17 protein-coding genes are annotated in these 19,387 nt (G+C 69.8%); 8 read left to right on the top strand and 9 right to left on the bottom strand.

The genetic code is table 11. The features are described from left to right. Positions 1–43 precede the first annotated feature (43 nt). On the bottom strand, positions 44–1,228 hold the full coding sequence (locus E3O50_RS17445; protein ID WP_134558701.1) for an FAD-dependent oxidoreductase: 1,185 nt from the start codon (positions 1,226–1,228) through the stop codon (positions 44–46). A 206-nt stretch (positions 1,229–1,434) separates the two neighbouring features. Between E3O50_RS17445 and E3O50_RS17440 the strand changes: the two genes are divergently transcribed. Together E3O50_RS17440 and E3O50_RS19370 are read left to right on the top strand one after the other, a co-directional pair. After that, positions 1,435–2,811 (top strand): L-serine ammonia-lyase, encoded by a 1,377-nt coding sequence (locus tag E3O50_RS17440; protein WP_134558700.1) that lies wholly within the window; start codon positions 1,435–1,437, stop codon positions 2,809–2,811. 108 nt (positions 2,812–2,919) lie between these two features. Then, positions 2,920–3,441 (top strand): LysM domain-containing protein, encoded by a 522-nt coding sequence (locus E3O50_RS19370; RefSeq protein ID WP_174774598.1) that lies wholly within the window; start codon positions 2,920–2,922, stop codon positions 3,439–3,441. 434 nt (positions 3,442–3,875) lie between these two features. On the opposite strand, the gene E3O50_RS17425 is transcribed toward E3O50_RS19370, so the two are convergent. Together E3O50_RS17425 and E3O50_RS17420 are read right to left on the bottom strand one after the other, a co-directional pair. Continuing rightward, entirely contained in the window at positions 3,876–4,928 is a 1,053-nt protein-coding gene (locus E3O50_RS17425) for a Gfo/Idh/MocA family oxidoreductase (RefSeq protein WP_134448192.1), read from the bottom strand. Positions 4,929–5,051: 123 nt separating this feature from the next. After that, positions 5,052–7,550 carry a DEAD/DEAH box helicase gene (locus E3O50_RS17420; protein ID WP_134558699.1) on the bottom strand — a complete coding sequence of 833 codons (2,499 nt, stop codon included), beginning with the start codon at positions 7,548–7,550 and terminating at the stop codon, positions 5,052–5,054. A gap of 149 nt (positions 7,551–7,699) precedes the next feature. Here E3O50_RS17420 and E3O50_RS17415 point away from each other — a divergent pair, with 149 nt between their 5' ends. Together E3O50_RS17415 and E3O50_RS19245 are read left to right on the top strand one after the other, a co-directional pair. Then, on the top strand, positions 7,700–9,301 hold the full coding sequence (locus E3O50_RS17415; protein ID WP_134558698.1) for a molybdopterin-dependent oxidoreductase: 1,602 nt from the start codon (positions 7,700–7,702) through the stop codon (positions 9,299–9,301). 178 nt (positions 9,302–9,479) lie between these two features. Next, complete coding sequence (locus E3O50_RS19245; RefSeq protein ID WP_166787332.1) at positions 9,480–9,869, top strand: TraR/DksA C4-type zinc finger protein; 390 nt, start codon at positions 9,480–9,482, stop codon at positions 9,867–9,869. Positions 9,870–9,899: 30 nt separating this feature from the next. Here the strand turns inward: E3O50_RS19245 and E3O50_RS19365 are convergent, their stop codons facing one another. From E3O50_RS19365 to E3O50_RS17385, 5 genes are all read right to left on the bottom strand, one after another. After that, the gene (locus E3O50_RS19365; RefSeq protein WP_174774597.1) at positions 9,900–10,259 is read right to left on the bottom strand and encodes a DUF202 domain-containing protein; all 360 of its coding nucleotides are present in this window, start codon (positions 10,257–10,259) and stop codon (positions 9,900–9,902) included. Positions 10,260–10,373: 114 nt separating this feature from the next. After that, positions 10,374–10,733 (bottom strand): DUF202 domain-containing protein, encoded by a 360-nt coding sequence (locus E3O50_RS17400; protein ID WP_134448184.1) that lies wholly within the window; start codon positions 10,731–10,733, stop codon positions 10,374–10,376. A gap of 4 nt (positions 10,734–10,737) precedes the next feature. Next, the gene (locus tag E3O50_RS17395) at positions 10,738–12,726 is read right to left on the bottom strand and encodes an ABC transporter ATP-binding protein (protein WP_134558696.1); all 1,989 of its coding nucleotides are present in this window, start codon (positions 12,724–12,726) and stop codon (positions 10,738–10,740) included. Beyond that, complete coding sequence (locus E3O50_RS17390; RefSeq protein ID WP_134558695.1) at positions 12,723–14,456, bottom strand: ABC transporter ATP-binding protein; 1,734 nt, start codon at positions 14,454–14,456, stop codon at positions 12,723–12,725. The genes E3O50_RS17395 and E3O50_RS17390 overlap by 4 nt, the downstream gene beginning before the upstream one ends. Positions 14,457–14,464: 8 nt before the next feature. Further along, entirely contained in the window at positions 14,465–15,130 is a 666-nt protein-coding gene (locus tag E3O50_RS17385) for a TetR/AcrR family transcriptional regulator (RefSeq protein ID WP_134558694.1), read from the bottom strand. Between the two features lie 123 nt (positions 15,131–15,253). Here E3O50_RS17385 and E3O50_RS17380 point away from each other — a divergent pair, with 123 nt between their 5' ends. From E3O50_RS17380 to E3O50_RS17365, 4 genes are all read left to right on the top strand, one after another. Further along, positions 15,254–15,814 carry a TetR/AcrR family transcriptional regulator gene (locus tag E3O50_RS17380; RefSeq protein WP_134558693.1) on the top strand — a complete coding sequence of 187 codons (561 nt, stop codon included), beginning with the start codon at positions 15,254–15,256 and terminating at the stop codon, positions 15,812–15,814. Between the two features lie 138 nt (positions 15,815–15,952). Then, positions 15,953–17,041 carry a medium chain dehydrogenase/reductase family protein gene (locus tag E3O50_RS17375; RefSeq protein WP_134558692.1) on the top strand — a complete coding sequence of 363 codons (1,089 nt, stop codon included), beginning with the start codon at positions 15,953–15,955 and terminating at the stop codon, positions 17,039–17,041. Positions 17,042–17,161: 120 nt separating this feature from the next. Then, complete coding sequence (locus E3O50_RS17370; protein WP_134558691.1) at positions 17,162–17,662, top strand: methylated-DNA--[protein]-cysteine S-methyltransferase; 501 nt, start codon at positions 17,162–17,164, stop codon at positions 17,660–17,662. Positions 17,663–17,703: 41 nt separating this feature from the next. After that, positions 17,704–18,279, top strand: a complete 576-nt coding sequence (locus tag E3O50_RS17365) for a DNA-3-methyladenine glycosylase I (protein WP_134558704.1) — start codon at positions 17,704–17,706, stop codon at positions 18,277–18,279. Positions 18,280–18,370: 91 nt separating this feature from the next. On the opposite strand, the gene E3O50_RS17360 is transcribed toward E3O50_RS17365, so the two are convergent. After that, positions 18,371–19,366, bottom strand: a complete 996-nt coding sequence (locus E3O50_RS17360) for a malate dehydrogenase (RefSeq protein ID WP_174774596.1) — start codon at positions 19,364–19,366, stop codon at positions 18,371–18,373. Between the last annotated feature and the right edge of the window lie 21 nt (positions 19,367–19,387).

The raw sequence follows: 19,387 nt of genomic DNA, 5'->3' as shown, positions 1-19,387 counted from the left end.
CGCGCGGGCTGGTCGGGCAGGGGCGCGCGTGGCGCCGCGCGGATCAGCCGCGGGCGAGCCAGCCGCCGGGGCCAGCGTTGGGCGTGCGGGACAGGGCGAAGCGGGGCGGCGCGGCTGCAGCATCCGTGGCCAGATCCGCGAGGATCCGCCCGACCGTCGGCGTGAACTTGAACCCGTGCCCGCTGAAGCCCGCGCCGACGGTGACCGGTCCGACCCTGTCGAGCACGAAGTCCTCGTCTGCCGTGGTCGTGTATGTGCAGCTGACCGGCTCGAGGACGTCGGCGTCGGCACCCGGCAACCACTCGCGCACGTAGCGCTGCAGGGCCGCGAGCTGCACGGGCTCGGGCAGGAAGCTGCGTCGGTCCGGATCGGTGACCGGACCGACACCGTGCCAGCCGGCCTTGATCCCCTCTCCCGGGGTGCGCATGCCGTAGACCGGGGAGTACCAGTAACCGTACCGCGGGTCCGTGGTGTCGCGGGCGTGGTTGAAGCCGGGCCAGTCCTGGGCCGCCGCGTCGCGCTGGGCGAAGTGCGCCGGCTGCTCCTGGGTCACCCGAAGCCGCGGCACCGCGAGCACCCCGGTGAGCAGGCCGGAGGTCCACGCGCCGACCGTGACGACGACGTGTCGCGCTTCGATGACGCCGGTCGCCGTCGTCACGCGCACCCGGTCGTCCCCGATCACGTCGACCCGCAGCACCCGCACACCGTTCCGAACCTCGGCCCCTGCTGCGGCCGCGGCCGCCTGCAGTGCCGCCACCGCAGCATCCGCGTTGATGCGCCCGGCGTCGGGGTTGTGCAGCACCCGGCCGTCGAAGCGGATGCCCGGCCAACGCTCCCCCGCCGCCTCCGGAGTGAGGAACTCGGCTCCGAGCCCCGCTGAGCGGAGCGCATCCGCGACGGCGTCGAACGCCGGGTTCGGCCCATGGTTGACCACGCCGACCTGGTCGAAGACCGCGGCCCCCGACTCGTCCTCGAGCTCGCGCCAGAGCCGCACGGCCTCCGCGAGCATGCCGACGTAGGTGGGATCGGCGTACGCGGTGTTGAAGTTGCGCGATGCGCCGTGCGAGGCGCCGTTCTTGTGGCCCGGCTCGAAGCGCTCGAGGAGGAGCACGGGGTGTCCGCGCCGCGCGAGCTGCCACGCCGTCGCCGACCCCATGGCCCCGCCGCCGATCACGACGGTGTCGACACGCTCGACGGCGGCGGTGTGCACAACTGATCCGAGGCTCATGCGCCCATCCTGCCAGCCTGCGCGGGCACCGGCCCAGCCCGCGAGTCGCGCGGCGTCACAGACCGGCTGAGGTGTCGCAGATCGACGTTCCCCGGCCCAGGGAACGTCGATCTGCGACACCTCAGCACCGGCCGGGCGAGCCGACACCCGGACAGGGCGACCGCGCGCCCCCGGACGCGGGCGGCCGACGCGCATACGATGGACGGATGTCCGCGTATGTCTCGGCCCTCGATCTGTTCTCCATCGGGATCGGCCCCTCCAGCTCCCACACGGTCGGCCCGATGCGGGCCGCCCGCGCCTTCGCCGCCCACCTCACCGAACGCGGCCGGCTCGGCGAGGTCACCCGGGTGAGCTGCTCGCTCTACGGATCGCTCGGCTCGACGGGCCTCGGCCACGGCACTCCCGACGCCGTCCTCGCCGGCCTCACCGGCTTGCACCCGGAGACCTGCGACCCTGCCGCCGTCCACGGATCGTGGGCCGACCTGGACGAGGGCGCAACGCTGCTCCTCGACGGCCGCCACACGATAGCGGTCGAGCGCGGCGACATCCGCTTCGAAGCGCGCACCAGGCTGCCCGGCCACCCCAACGCGCTCACCCTGCAAGCGTGGTCGGCGACGGATGCCCTCCCCCTGTTCGAGGAGACCTGGTACTCGATCGGAGGCGGCTTCATCCGGCGCGAGGGCGACCCCATGGTTCCGCCGACGACCTCTCCCCGGCCGATGGACTACGACTCGAGCGCCGAGCTGCTCGCACTCTGCGATGCCCGCGGGGTCGACATCGCCGCGATCGCCCGCGAGAACGAGGAGTCCATCCACGGGGCCGAAGCCCTCGACGCCGGGCTCGACGCGATCTGGGACGCGATGCACGTCTGCGTCGAGGCCGGATTGGCCACGGCCGGCACCCTTCCCGGGGGCCTCAAGGTCAAGCGCCGTGCCGCCGCCATTCGCATGCAGCTCGAGGAATATGAGCTGCTGCCCCTGCGCGAGCGAGACACCTCGACCGAGTGGCTGCACGCCTTCGCCCTCGCGGTCAACGAGGAGAACGCCTCCGGAGGCCGCGTCGTCACGGCCCCGACCAACGGTGCGGCGGGAATCATCCCGGCCGTCGGGCACTACTACCTGCGGTTCGTCCCTGGGGCGAACGCCGAGGGCATCCGCCGCTACCTGCTCACGGCGGCCGCGATCGGATCCCTCGTGAAGGCCAACGCCTCCATATCCGGCGCGGAAGGCGGCTGCCAGGCCGAGGTCGGATCAGCGTGCGCGATGGCCTCCGGCGCGCTCTGCGCGGTGCTCGGCGGCACCCCGCGCCAGGTCGAGAACGCCGCCGAGATCGCGATGGAGCACCACCTCGGTCTCACCTGCGACCCCGTCGGAGGCCTCGTGCAGGTGCCGTGCATCGAGCGCAACGCGATCGCGTCGTCGACGGCGGTCTCCGCTGCCCGCCTCGCCCTGCACGGCGACGGCACCCACCTCGTCTCCCTCGACACCGTCATCGAGACCATGCGCCAGACCGGCCTCGACATGATGACGAAGTACAAGGAAACGAGCGAGGGCGGTCTCGCCGTCAACGTGATCGAATGTTGACCCGACCAGCCTAAACTGGGCAGGCACACGCGATACGGATGTCGGGCGCAGCCCTTTCGTTCCCCTGTCGCGCCGCATTCATCACGTTCACGGCATTCCGGGGGTCTCATGCGTATTCGGTCGTCCCAGCACTCATTCCGGGCCGCGGGCCCATCCACCGCGATCCTGGTCTCCGGGGTCCTCGTTCTCGGCCTGTCCGGGTGCGCGGCGGCTCCGGCGCCTGCGGTCGTCACGGCCACCGTCGTCGTCACCCAGACACCGACTCCCACGCCGACGCCGACGCCCACGCCCACCCCGACGCCCGTGGAGGTGCCGCTCATCCCCAACCCGCCGAAGGGATCGGCACCCACGACAACCCCGAACGCCGCTGCAATCCCCGTCGCGCCGATTCCGGAGGGGCCCGCGACCGATCTGGGAGCGACAGCGGGCGCCGAGGGATCCGCCGCGTCAAACGGCGCCGGCGCACTCCAGACCTACACGGTCGTCGAGGGCGACGACTTCTTCGCGATCGCGCAGCGTTTCGACGTGCCCGTGCAACAGCTCCTCCGGATGAATCCGTCGGTGCCCGGCCTCGGCGAGGACATCTACATCAACGACGTCATCAACCTCGACTGGACAACGAAGCGCTAGTCACACGCCATTCCCGGCGCACGCGCATCAGATTCCCCGCGGATCGACACGATATCCACACCCCGCACGCGCCTGCCCGGCAGCTTCGTCCGGCAGGGTGGAACCGGCGCCGATACCCGGTCGCCGGGAGGCCGGGAAACGGCACCTCTCGTTCAGTCAATCCACACTGCTCGTTCATCTCGGTGAACGAGAGTACAACCAGTCCCAACGTGTTGGGGCGCTGAAGCCGACCGGCATCGGTCGGACCGGAAGAACGTGATGCGCGGGCGAGCACACGGTTGCCCGGTCCGGCCGGGGCCGGTCGCTTGCTTTAAGCGGGCATCCACCGCACCGAGCGCGGGTGTTCCGCCGGTGCGCGCGTGGTCGACCACGCGCGGAGCGGCGCAACACCAGCGCTCGACGTCGACGTTCGACCGCCCGGCGAGCGGATGCCGCTAGCGGGTCTGGCGGAAGATTCGCTCGATGATCCCGACCACGCGCAGCGAGTCCTCCGGGTCGACGGGAGCGGGCGCACCGCGCAGCAGCGCGTCGGCGAGTCCCCGGTAGAAGGCCGCGTAGTCGCCGGGTTCGGTGGGCACCGCGTGCTGGGCGCCGTCGAGCCCGAGCATGCCCCATGCCGACTCGTGCTCGATACCGAAACCGGCATCCGTCGGAAGAGCACCGGCGGCGAGGGTGGCCTCCTGGCCGTCGAGGCCCCACTTCGTGTACCCCGATTCAGAGCCGAGCACGTGGAAACGCGGCCCGACCTGGGCGGCGGTCCCGTTCATCCACAGGTGCGATCGCACCCCGGAACCGTGGTGCAGCGACACGAAGGTGTCGTCGTCGGCGTTCCCGCCGGGCACGCGGGTCGCGATCTCTGCGTAGATGTCATCGACCGGCCCGAAGAGCTGCAGGGCCTGGTCGATCAGGTGCGCGCCGAGGTCGAAGAGAATCCCGCCGCCCTCACGGATGCCGGCGCTCGCCTTCCAGGCCTTGGCCGACGGTGTCGGGCGCCAGAACTCGAACCGCGACTCGAAGTGCCGCACCTCGCCGAGGGCGCCCTCGTTGATGAGCGCCTTCAGGGTCAGGAAGTCACCGTCCCAGCGCCGGTTCTGGAACACGGTGAGCAGCAGGCCGAGGCGTTTGGCCTTCTCGATGAGCCCCTGGCCTGCGATGCTCGTGGGAGCGAACGGCTTGTCGATGACGACGGCGAGGCCCGCGTCGAGCGCGGCATGGGCGAGTGCGACGTGGCTGCCCGGCGGGGAGCCGATCACGACGAGGTCGAGGTCGTCCGCGGCGGCGAGGAGCTCGTCGACGGTGTGCATCAGGCGCACACCCGGATAGGTCTCTGCAGCCTGCTGGCGCCGCACGGGGTCGCCCGTGACGATCGCGTCGAGGGAGAATTCTGGGTTCGCGGCGAGGAACGGGCTGTGGAACACCCTCCCGGAGAGGCCGAAGCCGATCACGGCGGATCGGATCGGACGGGCGATGTTGTCGGCTGCACTCATGCTTCCACGCTACTCCGCGGGGCACCCGCCGCCCGCCGCCACCGCGCTCGACCAAGCACCAGGTACGGTTTGCACCAGGTACGGTCTGCACCAGGTACGGTCTGCACCAGGCACGGGCCGACCTTAGAGCCGATTGACCGCCGTGACCCGGACGTGCGCTGCGCCGAGGTCGTCCGATTCGGCGAGGTCGATCGTCGCGCTGATCCCCCAGTCGTGATCGCCCTCCGGGTCGTCGAGGATCTGCCGCACGGTCCAGATGGTTGCGCCCTCGTCGAGGATCAGCATGCCGGACCCGCGCGCGTTGGCGCCGGTGAGGACCTCGTCGTGTTCGGCGAAGTATCCGTCCATGGCGTCTCCCCAGGCATCCGCCGTGAAGCCGTGCTCGCGGTCGAGTTCGCCGAGCGCGTCGTAGTTCTCGAGCGCCGCGAGCTGAACGCGCCGGAACAGCTCGTTGCGCACGAGGATCCGGAAGGCGCGCACGTTCGTGGTGAGCCGGCGCGGGGGCGGCGGCAGCATGGACACGGCGCCCTGCTCGTGCGCTTCGAGGTCGGGGTGGATGAGCTCCTCCCACTCGTCGAGGAGGCTCGAGTCGACCTGGCGCACGAGTTCGCCGAGCCACTCGATCAGGTCGAGCAGGTCCTCTGTCTTGGCCTCGTCCGGGATGGTCTGCCGGGCGGCCCGGTAGGCGTCGGACAGGTAGCGCAGCACGACGCCCTCTGAGCGAGCGAGCTTGTAGAACGCGATGAACTCACCGAACGACATCGCCCGTTCGTACATGTCGCGCACGACCGTCTTGGGGCTGAGCTCGAAGTCCGCGATCCAGGGCTGCGACTCCTTGTAGGTCGTGAAGGTGTAGGTCAGCAGCTCCTCGAGGGGCTTCGGCCAGGTGATCTCCTCGAGCAGCGCCATCCGCTCGTCGTATTCGATGCCCTCGCGCTTCATCGCGTTGACGGCTTCGCCGCGGGCCGCGAACTGCTGGCCCATCAGCACCGGACGCGGGTCGTCGAGGGTCGCCTCGACGATCGACATCATGTCGAGCGCGTAGGTCGGCGACTCCGGGTCGAGCAGGTCGAACGCGGCGAGCGCGAACGGCGAGAGCGGCTGGTTGAGAGCGAAGTTCGGCTGCAGGTCGACGGTCAGGCGGATGTCCCCGCTCGCGCTCTGCTCGACGATCCCGGCCGCGCGCAGCGTCTTGTAGATGCCGAGGGCACGGCGGGCGTGCGCGAGCTGGCGCTTCCACGGCTCGTGGTTGTCGAACACGAGCTCGTAGACGTGCGCGAAGGCGTCGCCGCCGCGGCCGATCACGTTGATCAGCATCGCGGCGGTCATCTGCATGCTCGAGTGCAGTGTCTCCGGCTCGGCGCTGACGAGGCGCTGGAACGACGGCTCGCCCCAGGACACGAAGCCCTCCGGCGCCTTCTTGCGGATGATCTTGCGCTTCTTCTTGGGGTCGTCCCCGGCCTTCTCGATCGCCTTGAGGTTCTCGGTCTCGTGGTCGGGGGCCTGGATCACGACGGTTCCCGCGGTGTCGTACCCGGCCCGGCCGGCGCGCCCGGCGATCTGGTGGAACTCGCGGGCGTTGAGCTGGCGCATCTTGACGCCGTCGTACTTGGTCAGGGCGGTGAAGAGCACCGTGCGGATCGGCACGTTGATGCCGACTCCGAGGGTGTCGGTGCCGCAGATCACCCGGAGCAGGCCTCGCTGGGCGAGCTGCTCGACGAGTCGGCGGTACTTCGGCAGCATGCCGGCGTGGTGCACGCCGATGCCCATCCGGATCAGCCGCGAGAGGGTCTTGCCGAAGCTCGTCGTGAAGCGGAACTCGCCGATCAGTTCGGCGATCGCCTCCTTCTGCTCCTTGGTGGCGACCTTGACGCTCGAGAGCGCCTGCGCGCGTTCGAGGGCGGCGGCCTGGGAGAAGTGCACGATGTAGACGGGCGCCTGGCCGGTCTTGAGCAGGTCCTCGACGGTCTCGTGCACCGGCGTGGTCTCGTAGTAGTAGTTGAGCGGGACCGGGCGTTCGACGCCCGTGACGACCGCGACCGGCCGGCTGGTGCGGCGGGCGAGGTCGTCGGCGATCTCGGTCACGTCCCCGAGGGTCGCGCTCATCAGGATGAACTGCACCCGGGGCAGCAGGAGAAGCGGCACCTGCCAGGCCCAGCCGCGGTCGGGGTCGCCGTAGAAGTGGAATTCGTCCATGACGACCTGGTCGACCTGGGTGTCCTCGCCGCTGCGGAGGGCGAGGTTCGCGAGGATCTCGGCCGTGCAGCAGATGATCGGGGCGTCCGAGTTGACCGAGGAGTCCCCCGTCATCATCCCGACGTTCTCCGCGCCGAAGATCTCGACGAGGGAGAAGAACTTCTCGCTCACGAGCGCCTTGATCGGCGCGGTGTAGAAACTGCGCTTGCCCGCGGAGAGCGCGGCGAAGTGCGCTCCGACCGCGACGAGGGACTTCCCGGTTCCGGTCGGCGTGCTCAGGATCAGGTTCGCCCCCGAGACGATCTCGATGAGCGCCTCCTCCTGGGCGGGGTACAGCGAGAGGCCCTGGTCCGTCGCCCACTCTTCGAATGCCGCGAACAGGGCGTCGGGATCGGTGACGGACGGGAGGGCGCTCAGAGTTGCCATGATCCTTCGATCCTGCCCTATCGCGCTGGCCGTTGCCTGCGGAGGGGGCGGAGGACGGGCAAGCGACGGCTGGAGACTCTGGCGAAAAAACCAGCGAATCGTAAGGAATGCGCGGGCGCGCCCCGGTGCGGCCGCCTTAGGCTGAACGGATGACCGGCCCAGACGCGCGCACGCCCTCCCCTGGTTCCCGCGCGCGCCGGACGTGGACCCGCAGGCCCACCGTGCTCGCGGCCCTCGCCGGGATCGCGGCCGCCCTCGCCGGTCTCGGCGCCGCCGAACTGGCCGCTGCGCTGCTCGCGCCGGCCGGCAGTCCGGTCCTCGCCGTCGGCGCCCTCGTGATCGACCTCGTGCCCGGCTGGGTCAAGGAACTCGTCATCTCCCTCTTCGGCACGAACGACAAGGCCGTGCTGATCGTGACCCTCGCCCTCGGCGCAGCGGTGCTCGCCGCGGCCGCCGGGGTGCTCGAACTCCTGCGCCCGCCGGTCGGGCGCGTGCTCACGGTCGCGGCGGGCGGACTCGCCGTGTTCGCGGTGCTCAGCAGGTCGAGCGCTTCGACCCTCGACGCCCTTCCCTCCGTCGTCGCCATGGTCGTCGCGGCCGTGCTCCTGACCGTGCTGATCACCCGGCTCCGCGCCGAGACGGCTCCCGCGCCCGCGCACACCGCACCGGGCGGCGCTGACGTCGACCGTCGCCGCTTCCTCGCCTACACGGGCGCGAGTGCTGCCGTCGGCGCGGTCGCCCTCGTGATCGGCCAGGTCGTGTCCGCCGGTACCCGGGCAGCGGATGCCGCCCGCGCGCTCTTCACCCTGCCAGCGCCGTCCGTCACGGCGCCCGCGATCCCGCCAGCGGCATCCGTCGCCGTTGACGGCATCTCGCCGCTCATCACCGCCAATGCGGACTTCTACCGGATCGACACCGCACTCCAGGTGCCCAGGATCGACCCGAGCACGTGGAGGCTCAAGGTCACCGGAATGGTCGAGAACGAGGTCGAACTGAGCTTCGCCGACCTGCTCGCCCTGCCCCTCGAAGAGAGCACGACAACGCTGATGTGCGTTTCGAACCCGGTCGGCGGCGACCTGATCGGCAACGCGACGTGGCTCGGATACCCGATCAGGAACCTGCTCTCCCGTGCCGTGCCGACCGCGGGCGCCGACATGGTGCTCTCCCGCAGCCAGGACGGCTGGACCGCGAGCACCCCGCTCGAGGTCCTCACCGACACGGGCCGCAACGCGATCCTCGCGGTCGGCATGAACGGCGTCCCGCTCCCGCTCGAACACGGCTACCCGGTGCGGATGGTCGTGCCCGGCCTCTACGGCTACGTCTCGGCCACGAAATGGGTCGTCGAACTCAACGTCACCCGGTTCGACCAGCACACCGCGTACTGGACGGACCGCGGCTGGTCCGAGCGGGGCCCGGTCAAGGTGTCCTCCCGGATCGACGTGCCGCGCTCGGGCGCCAGGGCCGGAGCGGGCACCGTGACCGTCGCGGGTGTCGCGTGGGCCCAGCACACCGGCATCCGCAGGGTGGAAGTGCAGGTCGACGGCGGCGCCTGGGCCGAGGCGACCCTCGCCACGGCGATCTCGGCCGACACCTGGCGCCAGTGGACCTGGTCCTGGCCTGCGACGGCCGGTGCACACACCCTTCGGGTCCGGGCGACGGATGCCGCCGGCCTCGTCCAGACGGATATCAGGCAAGACGTCATCCCCGACGGTGCGACGGGTCTCGACGAGGTCAGCGTCACGATCGCATAGGGGTCGCGGTTCCCCCCGCCACTCCATCGGCCACTCCATCCGCCCTCCCCCGGCGCCGGTTCGAGCACGTTGTGCACCAATGCGCAAGCCCCGAGACAGCCCGGAATGCCGGGCGTATTCTCGTCAGAACATTCTGGCTGCCCGTTCCACGGGTGGCCTCAGCGCGAAAGGACCAACCATGCGCACCCACGCCAACTTCACCGCCGCAGAACTCCGTCGCTTCGAGCGTCTTCTCCTCGAAGAACGCCACGACGCCTTCCTGGCCAAGGGCCGCATGGACGAGACCCTCTCCGGGGTGCTCGACGCCCGCAACAGCGGAACCGACGACGACGAGCACGACCCCGACGGCCCGACGCTCACGATGGAGTGGTCCCGGATGTCGGGCGTGCACAGTGAACTCGTCGCGAAGTCCGCAGCGATCGACCGTGCGCTCGCCAGGATCCACGAGGGCACCTATGGCCTGTGCGTGCGCCGCGGTGAGCTGATCAGCCGCGAACGGCTCGAGGCCCGTCCTGCCGCGGAACTCTGCATCGACTGCGCCCGCGAGATCGAGGCCGGCGCGCGATAACAGCACCGGCGAAGAAACCCCCGGCGTTCGTCACGCCGTGACGACCCGTCCCACGACGCACAGCACGGCGAGCAGGCCGAGCGCACAGGTCGCGGCGGCGAGCGCCGCGAACGGCCACGCACCACGGGAGGCGAGCGTTGCGGAGTCCCGCAACTCGGCGTGCACCCGCCGGTAGCGGTAGCGCACGCCGATGTACGCGGCAAGGGCGAGCGCGAGCCCGGCCGCGCCGAAGAACACGGCCACGACCCCCACGAGCGGTGCCGCGAACCGCACCCCGGCCGCCACGGCGACGGCGAGCGCGAGCACCGTGCGCTGCCACGCCAGCAGGGTCCGTTCGGGTTGCAGTCCGGGATCGAACGGATGCTCGGCGCCCTCCGGTACCTCCGTCACGACTCCGCCCGCCGGCATCCGCTCACCGGAACTGACCGCTGTTCACGAGACTGCGCCCCGTCAGAGGGCTGCGCCCCTTCAGAGGACTGCGCCGCTTCACGGGACTGCATCGCTTCACAGAAACAAGCCCGCGAAGATCAGCAGCCCGCCCACGACGATTCCGACGGCGAGAACACCGGACAGCGCTGGGGCCGGCAGTGGCCGGTCCTCGCGGAGGGCGCGTTCGATCCGGCTCCAGTTCAGCCACGCGTGCACGGGAGCCAGCAGCCCGAGCACCAGGAAGACGACGGCCGAGGCGACCCGGAAGTCCCCCCGGATCGGCAGCTCGAGCACCTCGAGGGCGACGCCGACCGCGAGGAGGGCGAGCGAGGTGCGGATCCAGGCGAGGAAGGTGCGCTCGTTGGCGAGGCTGAACCGGGGGTCCGGTTCCCGGCCGTGTCCGTAGACCGACCGGGGAAACCGTCCTTCGGGCATCTGCCTAGACCTCGTCGGTGACGGGAGCGGCGAACTGGGAGTTGTAGAGGGCGAAGTACGCGCCCCCGGCGAGCAGCAGTTCCTCGTGCGTGCCGAGCTCGACGATCCGGCCGGACTCCATCACGAGGATGAGGTCGGCGTCGCGGATCGTGGAGAGCCGGTGCGCGATCACGAAGCTCGTGCGGTCGGCGCGGAGCGCGCTCATCGCCTTCTGCACGAGCACCTCGGTGCGGGTGTCGACGGAGCTCGTCGCCTCGTCGAGGATCAGCACGCTCGGCTTCGCGAGGAACGCCCGTGCGATCGTCAGCAACTGCTTCTCACCGGCGCTGACGTTGCCGCCCTCGTCGTCGAGCACCGTGTCGTAGCCGTCCGGCAGCGAGTGCACGAACCGGTCGACGTAGGTGGCGCGCGCGGCGGCCTGGATGTCCTCCTCCGAAGCGTCCGGACGGCCGTAGGCGATGTTCTCCCGGATCGTGCCGCCGAACAGCCAGGTGTCCTGCAGGACCATGCCCATCCTGCCGCGCAGGTCGTCCCTGGTCATCTTCGCGATGTCGATGCCGTCGAGGGTGATCCGGCCGGAGTCCAGCTCGTAGAAGCGCATCATCAGGTTGACCAGGGTCGTCTTGCCCGCCCCGGTCGGACCGACGATCGCGACCGTCTGGCCCGGTTCCGCGACGAGGTTGATGTGCTCGATGAGCGGCTGGTCTGCCGAGTAGCTGAACGACACGTCCTCGAAGGTGAGCCGGCCGTGGTTGTCCGTCGGGCTCTCAGCGGGCTCGGGGTCTGCGCTCTGCTCTTCGGCGTCGAGCAGGCTGAAGACGCGCTCAGCGGATGCGACGCCGGACTGCAGCAGGTTGGCCATCGACCCGAGCTGCGCGAGCGGCTGGGTGAACTGGCGCGAGTACTGGATGAAGGCCTGCACGTCACCGAGCTGCATGGCGCCGGAGGCGACCTGCAGCCCGCCGACGACGGCGATGCCGACGTAGACGAGATTGCCGATGAACGTCATCGCTGGCATGATCAGGCCGCTGATGAACTGGGCGCCGAAGCTCGCGACGTAGAGTTCCTCGTTCTTGGCCGCGAAGCGCTCCTCGACCTCCTTCTGGCGTCCGAACACCTTGACGAGGGCGTGGCCGGTGAAGGTCTCCTCGATCTGGCCGTTGAGCTCGCCGGTGTTGGTCCACTGGCCGACGAAGAGCTTCTGCGAGCGCTTCGCGATCAGCATCGTCGTCACGAGGGTGAGCGGGATCGTGACGAGGGCGATCAGGGCCAGGAGCGGCGAGAGCAGGAACATCATCACGATGACGCCGACCACGGTCAGCAAAGACGTGACGATCTGGCTCATCGACTGCTGCAGGCTCTGCGAAACGTTGTCGACGTCGTTGGTCACGCGGCTGAGCAGCTCGCCGCGCTGAACGGTGTCGAAGTACTTGAGCGGAAGCCGGTTGATCTTCGCTTCGATCTCCGCGCGGAGGCGGAACACCGTGCGCTGTACGACGCCGTTGAGCACGTAGGCCTGGATCCAGCTGAACGCCGAGGACAGCACGTAGAGGATCATCGCCCAGAGCAGAACAGTGGAGAGCGCGGCGAAGTCGATGCCGAGGCCCGGGGTCAGGGTCATGCCGCTCAACAGGTCGGCCTTGCCGGTGTCGCCGGAGGCGCGGAGGCCCGCGATGACCTGGTCCTGGGTGACCCCGGCCGGGAGCGCCTTCGAGACGATGCCCGCGAAGATCAGGTTGGTGCCCTGGCCGAGGAGGCGCGGGCCGATCACGGAGAAGGTGACGCTGATCACGGCGAGCACGACGACGACCAGGAGCCAGAGCCGTTCCGGCCGGAGCTTGCCCATCAGGCGCTTGGCGGAGGGGCCGAAATTCATGGCCTTCTCCACGGGCATGCTCATTCCGCCCATCGGGCCGTGGCCGCCGCCGGGACCGCGTCCGCCTGGCCCGCGGGTCGGTGCTGCCGCCGCGGGGCGTTCGGTTGACTCGCTCATGCTGCTTCCTCCGCTGTGAGCTGTGAAGACACGATTTCCTGGTAGGTCGTGTTGGTGTCGAGGAGCTCCTCGTGGGTGCCCCGTCCGACGATCCGGCCGTCTTCGAGAACGAGGATCTGGTCGGCGTCGATGATCGTCGACACCCGCTGGGCGACGATGATCATCGTGGCCCCGTCGGTGCCGACCTTGAGCGCCGCCCGGAGCCGGGCATCCGTTGCGAGGTCGAGCGCGGAGAAGGAGTCGTCGAAGATGTAGATCTCCGGCCGTTTGACCAGGGCCCGCGCGATCGCGAGCCGTTGCCGCTGCCCGCCGGAGACGTTGGTGCCGCCCTGGGAGATGGGCGCGTCGAGGCCTTCTGGCATCTCCTCGACGAAGTCCTTCGCCTGCGCGATCGTGAGCGCCTGCCAGAGTTCGGCGTCGGTCGCGTCGGGCTTGCCGTAGAGCAGGTTGCTGCGCACGGTGCCGGAGAACAGGTAGGGCTTCTGCGGCACGAGGCCGATGTGACCCCAGAGCAGGTCGGGGTTGAGCTCGCGCACACCGACGCCGTCGACGAGCACGGTGCCGCTCGTCGCGTCGAAGAGCCGCGGGATCAGGTTGATCAGGGTGGTCTTTCCGGATCCGGTGCTGCCGATGATCGCGGTCGTCTCGCCGGAACGGGCGAGGAAGCTCACGTTGCTGAGCACGGGCTGCGCGGCGCCGGGGTATTCGAAGCCCACGTCGAGCAGTTCGAGCTCGCCGTGGCCGACGGTGGCGTTGACCGGGTTCTGTGGCGGGCGCACGCTCGACGGGGTGGCGAGCACCTCGCCGATGCGGTCGGCGGAGACGGTCGCCCTCGGGATCATCACGGCCATGAAGGTCGCCATCATGACGGCCATCAGGATCTGCATCAGGTAGCTGAGGAACGCGATCAGGGTACCGACCTGCATCGAGCCGTCCTGGATCCGGAAGGCGCCGAACCAGATCACGGCGACGCTCGACACGTTCAGCACGAGCATCACGATCGGGAACATCAGCGCCATCAGGCGGCCGGCGCGAAGTGCAACGTCGGTGACGTCCTCGTTGGCGACCGCGAAGCGGGCCGTCTCCCGGTCCTCGCGCACGAAGGCGCGAATGACCCGGATGCCGGTGAGCTGTTCCCGGAGGACCCGGTTGACGGTGTCGATCTTGACCTGCATCGTGCGGAACAGGGGAATCATCCGGACGATGATGAGCCCGACGGCGATGAGGAGGACCGGAACGCTCACGGCGATCAGCCAGGACAGCTGCACGTCCTGGCGAATGGCCATGATCACGCCGCCGATGGAAAGGATCGGGGCGGAGACCATCAGGGTCGAGGTCATCAGCACGAGCATCTGCACCTGCTGCACGTCGTTCGTGGAGCGGGTGATCAGCGACGCGGCGCCGAACCTGGTCACCTCCTGCTCGGAGAACTCACCGACCCGGGTGAAGACCGCGCCGCGCAGGTCGCGGCCCAGGGCCATGGCCGACTTCGCGCCGAAGTAGACGGCGATGATCGAACAGATGATCTGCGCCAGGGTGATCAGCAGCATCAGCCCGCCGGTGCGGAGGATGTAGCCGGTGTCACCGGTGGCGACGCCCTGGTCGATGATGTCGGCGTTGAGCGTCGGCAGGTACAGCGAAGCGATCGACTGCGCGAGCTGGAACACCACCACCGCCGTCAACAGCCGCCAGTATGGCCGTAAGTACTTCACGAGTAATTTCCAGAGCATCGGTTCTCCTAGGGCAAAGCGGGGATCAGGGTGGAGTCTGTGGCCGGCGCGGGGGCCGGAAGGGTGGTGTCGACGAGTGGTGAGCCGGGCGCCGTCGGGCCGGGCGCGGGGGATCCGTCGATCCCGTGCAGGATCAGGGCGGCGATCTCGGCGTCGTCGAACTCGGGCCCGTTACGGACGTGAGGGACCGACGCGGCCAGGGTCAGCATCCGGATGACCTGGGCCGCACGCTCGGCGGACACCGTGAGCCGGTCGAGGTCCGGCGCGAGGATCCGCGCGATGATCTCGACGAATTCCCGTCGGGAGTCGTCGCCGGGGTGCGGGCCGCGGTGGCCGATCACGGACATCAGGCTGAACACCGTCGTGAACCGGTCCCGCATCAGGGCGACGATCGCGGTGATGCGTTGCTCGAGGGGCAGGGTGGTGTCGATGCCGCGCAGCCGGCGCCGGAACGGTTCGGGGTCGACCTGCCGGGCGACGACGGCATCGATCAGGTCGTCCTTGCTGTCGAAGGCCCGGAAAATGGTGCCCTCCGCAATACCGGCCCTGTCGGCGATCTGCCGGGTCGTGACGGCGTTCCCGTGCTCGAGCAGCAACGGAAGGGTCGCTTCGATGAGCATCGCCCTCCGGTCCTCGACCGGCAGCGGCTTGGCACGGGGCGGCTTGGCTGACATCCCCCCAGCTTAGATGAGTGAGCGCTCACTCACAAGCGGATGCCCGGCGAATTTCTCGTGAACAGCCGTCGGCTTCCGGAAACTGCTTGCACTCTCCCTGAGAGTGAGTGTACAGTCACTCACATGCCAGCCCCCACCGTTCGCCTGTCCACCGCCGAAGCGCGCCGATCGATCGTGATCGACAGCGCGATCGAGGTGTTCGCGCGGACCGGGTACCTCGGCACGCCGATCGCGGCGATCGCCGAACACGCCAGGATCTCCCCCGCCTACGTCTCCAAACTGTTCCCGAACAAGGAGGCGCTCTTCGTCGCCGCACTGGACGAATGCTTCGATCGTGCGGGGGCCGCCCTTTCCCGCGGGGCGGACACCGGCGTCGACCGGAGCCCCGACGGCATCCTCTCCGCGATGGGCGGCGCATACGCCGACCTCATCGCCGACAGGTCGCTCCTGATGCTCCAGGTGCACGCGCAGTCCGCCGCCAGCGTTCCCGAGATCGGTGCGGCGCTCCGGCGGGGCATCGAATCGATCACGACCCTGGTCCGCTCACGCTCGGGGGCATCGGACGAAGCGGTGCAGCGCTTCGTCGCCTATGGCCAGCTCTGCCACCTCATCGTCACCACCGGACTCGACGAGATACCGTCCGAGTGGGCGCGCCTGCTCACGGCCGGCATCCGCCACCCCTGACGCGCTCCCCCTCACCGGGCCCCGCAGCCCGACCCAGCATTCGTCACTCTCGCATCGTTCATTCTCGCCATCAGTGAGTGATCAGTCACCCACTTCCCGTTTCCGACACGACACCGACACCGACACCAGGAGAACACCATGACCAACAACATCCGCCCCGCAACGACACCCGCGACGGCCACCGCTACACCGAACGCCTCCCCCACGCTCACCACCGAGATCGTGATGCCCGGCGTGGTCGAACCGGACGGCTTCCAGATCCGGCGACGGATGCTGCCGGCACCGTCCCGCGGCCAGGCCCGGGTGCGCGTCGAGGCGAGCGGCATCTCGTTCGCCGAACAGTCGATGCGTCGCGGGCGCTACCCCGGCCAGCCCGCGTTCCCGTTCGTTCCCGGCTACGACCTCGTCGGCGTCGTCGAGGCCGTCGGCCCGGGCGTCGATTCCGCTCTCATCGGCGGGCGTGTCGCCGCAGCGACCAAGACCGGCGGCTGGGCGAGCGAAGCGCTCGTGCCCGCCGCCGACCTCGTGCCGGTGCCAGCCGGGCTCGATCCGGCGATCATCGAGTCTGTCATCGTCAACGGGATCACCGCCTGGCAGATGCTGCACCGGAAGGCGCGTGTCGAGAGCGGCCAGACCATCCTCGTGCACGGGGCGAGCGGCGGAGTCGGCACGATTCTCGTGCAGCTCGCCCGCCACGCGGGAATCCGGGTGATCGGAACGGCCGCTCCCCGGCACCATGAGGCCCTCCGCGGCCTCGGGGTCGAGCCGGTCGACTACTCCGACCCGGACCTCGCCGCCCGCGTCCGCGAGCTCGCCCCCAGCGGTGTCCACGCCGCCTTCGACCACCTCGGCCTCGCGAGCGCCCGGATCTCGAAGAGCCTGCTTGCTCGCGGAGGCACCCTGGTCTCGTACGGCATCGCCTCGGCCCTCAAGGACACCGGGTCCCTCCTGCCGCTCTTCATCGGGCTGCTCGCCCGGCTCACCCTCTGGAACACCCTGCCGGGCGGCCACCGCGCCCTGTTCTACGACTTCTGGGCCGGGCACCGGGTCACGCCGGCCGCCTATCGCAGGCACCACAGGGAGGACCTCACCGCGGTCCTCGACCTCGTCGCGCGCGGCATCGTCACCCCGCAGATCGCCGCACGGTTCCCGCTCGTCGAGGCCGCGGCCGCGATGCGGCTCGCGGAGTCGCGCAGCGCCCTCGGCAAGGTGATCCTGATCCCCTGAGCCGAGGCCTCCCGCCCGGGCACGGATGCCGCGCCTCCCCACCAGACGCGGCTCGCGCCGGGTTTTCCCCAGGTCCGAAACCCGCCAGAGGCGCGCGCGGACGCCGACTACAGTCGAACCATGGACAGCATCCCGACCGCCTTGATCCGTCTCCCCAGCCCCATCGGCCGGCTGGAACTCACCGGCGACGACGTCGGCGTCCTCACGCTCGCCATCGAGCGCGACGGGCACCTGCCGCTCGAAACCCAGCCGGAGTACCCCTCCCCCGTGCTCGAAGAAGCCGCGAAACAGCTCACCGAGTACTTCGCGGGCACCCGCACCCGTTTCGACGTTCCGATGCACCTCGCCGGCGGCACCGCATTCCAGCGTGCGGTCTGGGCGCGCCTCGACGAGCTCGACTTCGGAACGGTCACGAGTTACGGCGAACTCGGCCTCTCCATCGACCGGCCGGGCTCCGGGCGAGCGATCGGCGGGGCCGTCGGCGCGAACCCGCTGCCGATCCTGATCGGCTGCCACCGCGTGCTCGCGAGCAACGGCCGCATCACCGGCTACAGCGGCGGCAGCGGCATCCCGACCAAGGAGTGGTTGCTCGGCCACGAGGGCATCGAGTACCGTTCGTGACCGACCCGGCACCCAGGGGCGGTGCGACGGCACTCCCGGCGGTGCCCCCGAGCGCCCTCCGCACCGGTGACGACGGAGTCGTACGCTGCGCGTGGGCGAACGGCGACCCCGAGTACCGCCGGTACCACGACGAGGAGTGGGGTCGCCCCCTCCGCGACGATGAGCGGCTCTTCGAGAAGCTCTGCCTCGAGGGGTTCCAGGCCGGGCTCTCCTGGATCACGATCCTTCGTCGTCGACCGGCGTTCCGTGCGGCGTTCCACGGCTTCGACGTCGACAGGGTCGCGGCCATGACCGCGGCCGACGTCGAACGGCTCCTCGACAACGCCGCCATCATCCGGCACCGCGGCAAGATCGAGGCCGCGATCGGCAATGCCAGGGTCACCCAGAACCTCGGCGAGAGTCTCAGCGACCTGATCTGGAGCTTCGCTCCGCCCGCCCGCGCCATCCGGCCGCGGGAACTCGGAGACGTCCCGGCGATCACCCCGGATTCGACGGCGCTCAGCAAGGATCTCCGCACCCGCGGCTACCGTTTCGTCGGCCCGACGACGATGTACGCGCTGATGCAGTCCGCGGGCCTCGTCGACGACCACATCGCCGGCTGCCACCGCGCCCCCTGACCGAGCGAGAGTTCCTTTTCCGGTCGAGAGTGACCGACGCATCTGGCACTTTCGACCGGAAAGGTAACCCTGGCCGGGAGTGAAGAGGCGGTCAGCGGGCGGCGGGAAGAAGGCCGAGGGCGCGCACGTGGTCGCGTTCCTCGATGAGTTCGGCAACGGATGCGTCGATCCGGGTCCGGGAGAAGGCGTTCAGTTCGAGGCCCTGCACGATCTGCCACTGGCCGTCGACCGACCGCACCGGGAAGGAGCAGACCAGGCCCTCCGGCACCCCGTATGAGCCGTCGGAGACGATTGCGGCGGATGTCCAGCGCGCGCCGGTGCCGTGCACCCAGTCGTAGACGTGGTCGATCGTCGCCTCGGCTGCCGACCCCGCCGAGGAGGCGCCGCGCGCGGTGATGATCTCGTAGCCGCGCTTCTCGACCCGCGGAATGAAGGTTCCGGCGAGCCAGTCCTCGTCGACGAGCTCGCGAACCGGTCGCCCAGCGGCCGTCGCGTGGAAGACGTCCGGATACTGCGTCGCCGAGTGGTTGCCCCAGATGGCGAGGCCGTCGATCTCGGAGACGTGCACCCCGAGCCGCACCGCGAGCTGGGCGACGCCGCGGTTGTGGTCGAGCCGGGTCAGCGCGGTGAAGCGCTCGGCGGGAATGTCCGGTGCGAACGCGGCGGCGACGAGCGCGTTCGTGTTGGCCGGGTTGCCCACGACGAGCACGCGAACGTCGGATGCCGCCCCCGCGTTGATGGCGGTGCCGTGCGGCCCGAAGATGCGGCCGTTCCCCTCGAGAAGCGCAACGCGTTCCTCGCCGATGCCGCGCGGACGGGAGCCCACGAGGAGGGCGACGTTCACCCCGTCGAAGGCGCGCGTGGGGTCATCCGTCACCATCACGTCCCGCAACAGTGGGAAGGCGCAGTCCTCGAGTTCGAGGGCCGTCCCCGCCGCGGCGGCGAGCCCGGCCGGGATTTCGAGGAGCCGGAGGTTGACCGGAGTCGTCGGGCCGAACATCTGGCCGGACGCGATCCGGAAGAGCAGCGCGTAGCCGATCTGGCCGCCGGCGCCGGTTACGGTGACATTCATCGTTGGAGTGGACACGCTGCCAGCATACGGCCGGGT

This window comes from Cryobacterium sp. MDB1-18-1, assembly GCF_004402735.1.
Lineage (GTDB): Bacteria > Actinomycetota > Actinomycetes > Actinomycetales > Microbacteriaceae > Cryobacterium > Cryobacterium glucosi.
Note: the sequence above shows the minus strand (reverse complement) of the source record. Positions and strands in the feature narration are given on the sequence as shown.

Bases quoted from the DNA above. Each gene is read 5' to 3' on its own strand.
- E3O50_RS19245 (WP_166787332.1), top strand. From the start codon at position 9,480: ATGCGCACCCACGCCAACTTCACCGCCGCAGAACTCCGTCGCTTCGAG.
- E3O50_RS17445 (WP_134558701.1), bottom strand. From the start codon at position 1,228: ATGAGCCTCGGATCAGTTGTGCACACCGCCGCCGTCGAGCGTGTCGAC.
- E3O50_RS17390 (WP_134558695.1), bottom strand. From the start codon at position 14,456: ATGCTCTGGAAATTACTCGTGAAGTACTTACGGCCATACTGGCGGCTG.
- E3O50_RS17440 (WP_134558700.1), top strand. From the start codon at position 1,435: ATGTCCGCGTATGTCTCGGCCCTCGATCTGTTCTCCATCGGGATCGGC.
- E3O50_RS17400 (WP_134448184.1), bottom strand. From the start codon at position 10,733: ATGCCCGAAGGACGGTTTCCCCGGTCGGTCTACGGACACGGCCGGGAA.
- E3O50_RS17380 (WP_134558693.1), top strand. From the start codon at position 15,254: ATGCCAGCCCCCACCGTTCGCCTGTCCACCGCCGAAGCGCGCCGATCG.
- E3O50_RS17425 (WP_134448192.1), bottom strand. From the start codon at position 4,928: ATGAGTGCAGCCGACAACATCGCCCGTCCGATCCGATCCGCCGTGATC.
- E3O50_RS17415 (WP_134558698.1), top strand. From the start codon at position 7,700: ATGACCGGCCCAGACGCGCGCACGCCCTCCCCTGGTTCCCGCGCGCGC.
- E3O50_RS17395 (WP_134558696.1), bottom strand. From the start codon at position 12,726: ATGAGCGAGTCAACCGAACGCCCCGCGGCGGCAGCACCGACCCGCGGG.
- E3O50_RS17420 (WP_134558699.1), bottom strand. From the start codon at position 7,550: ATGGCAACTCTGAGCGCCCTCCCGTCCGTCACCGATCCCGACGCCCTG.
- E3O50_RS17370 (WP_134558691.1), top strand. From the start codon at position 17,162: ATGGACAGCATCCCGACCGCCTTGATCCGTCTCCCCAGCCCCATCGGC.
- E3O50_RS17385 (WP_134558694.1), bottom strand. From the start codon at position 15,130: ATGTCAGCCAAGCCGCCCCGTGCCAAGCCGCTGCCGGTCGAGGACCGG.
- E3O50_RS17375 (WP_134558692.1), top strand. From the start codon at position 15,953: ATGACCAACAACATCCGCCCCGCAACGACACCCGCGACGGCCACCGCT.
- E3O50_RS19370 (WP_174774598.1), top strand. From the start codon at position 2,920: ATGCGTATTCGGTCGTCCCAGCACTCATTCCGGGCCGCGGGCCCATCC.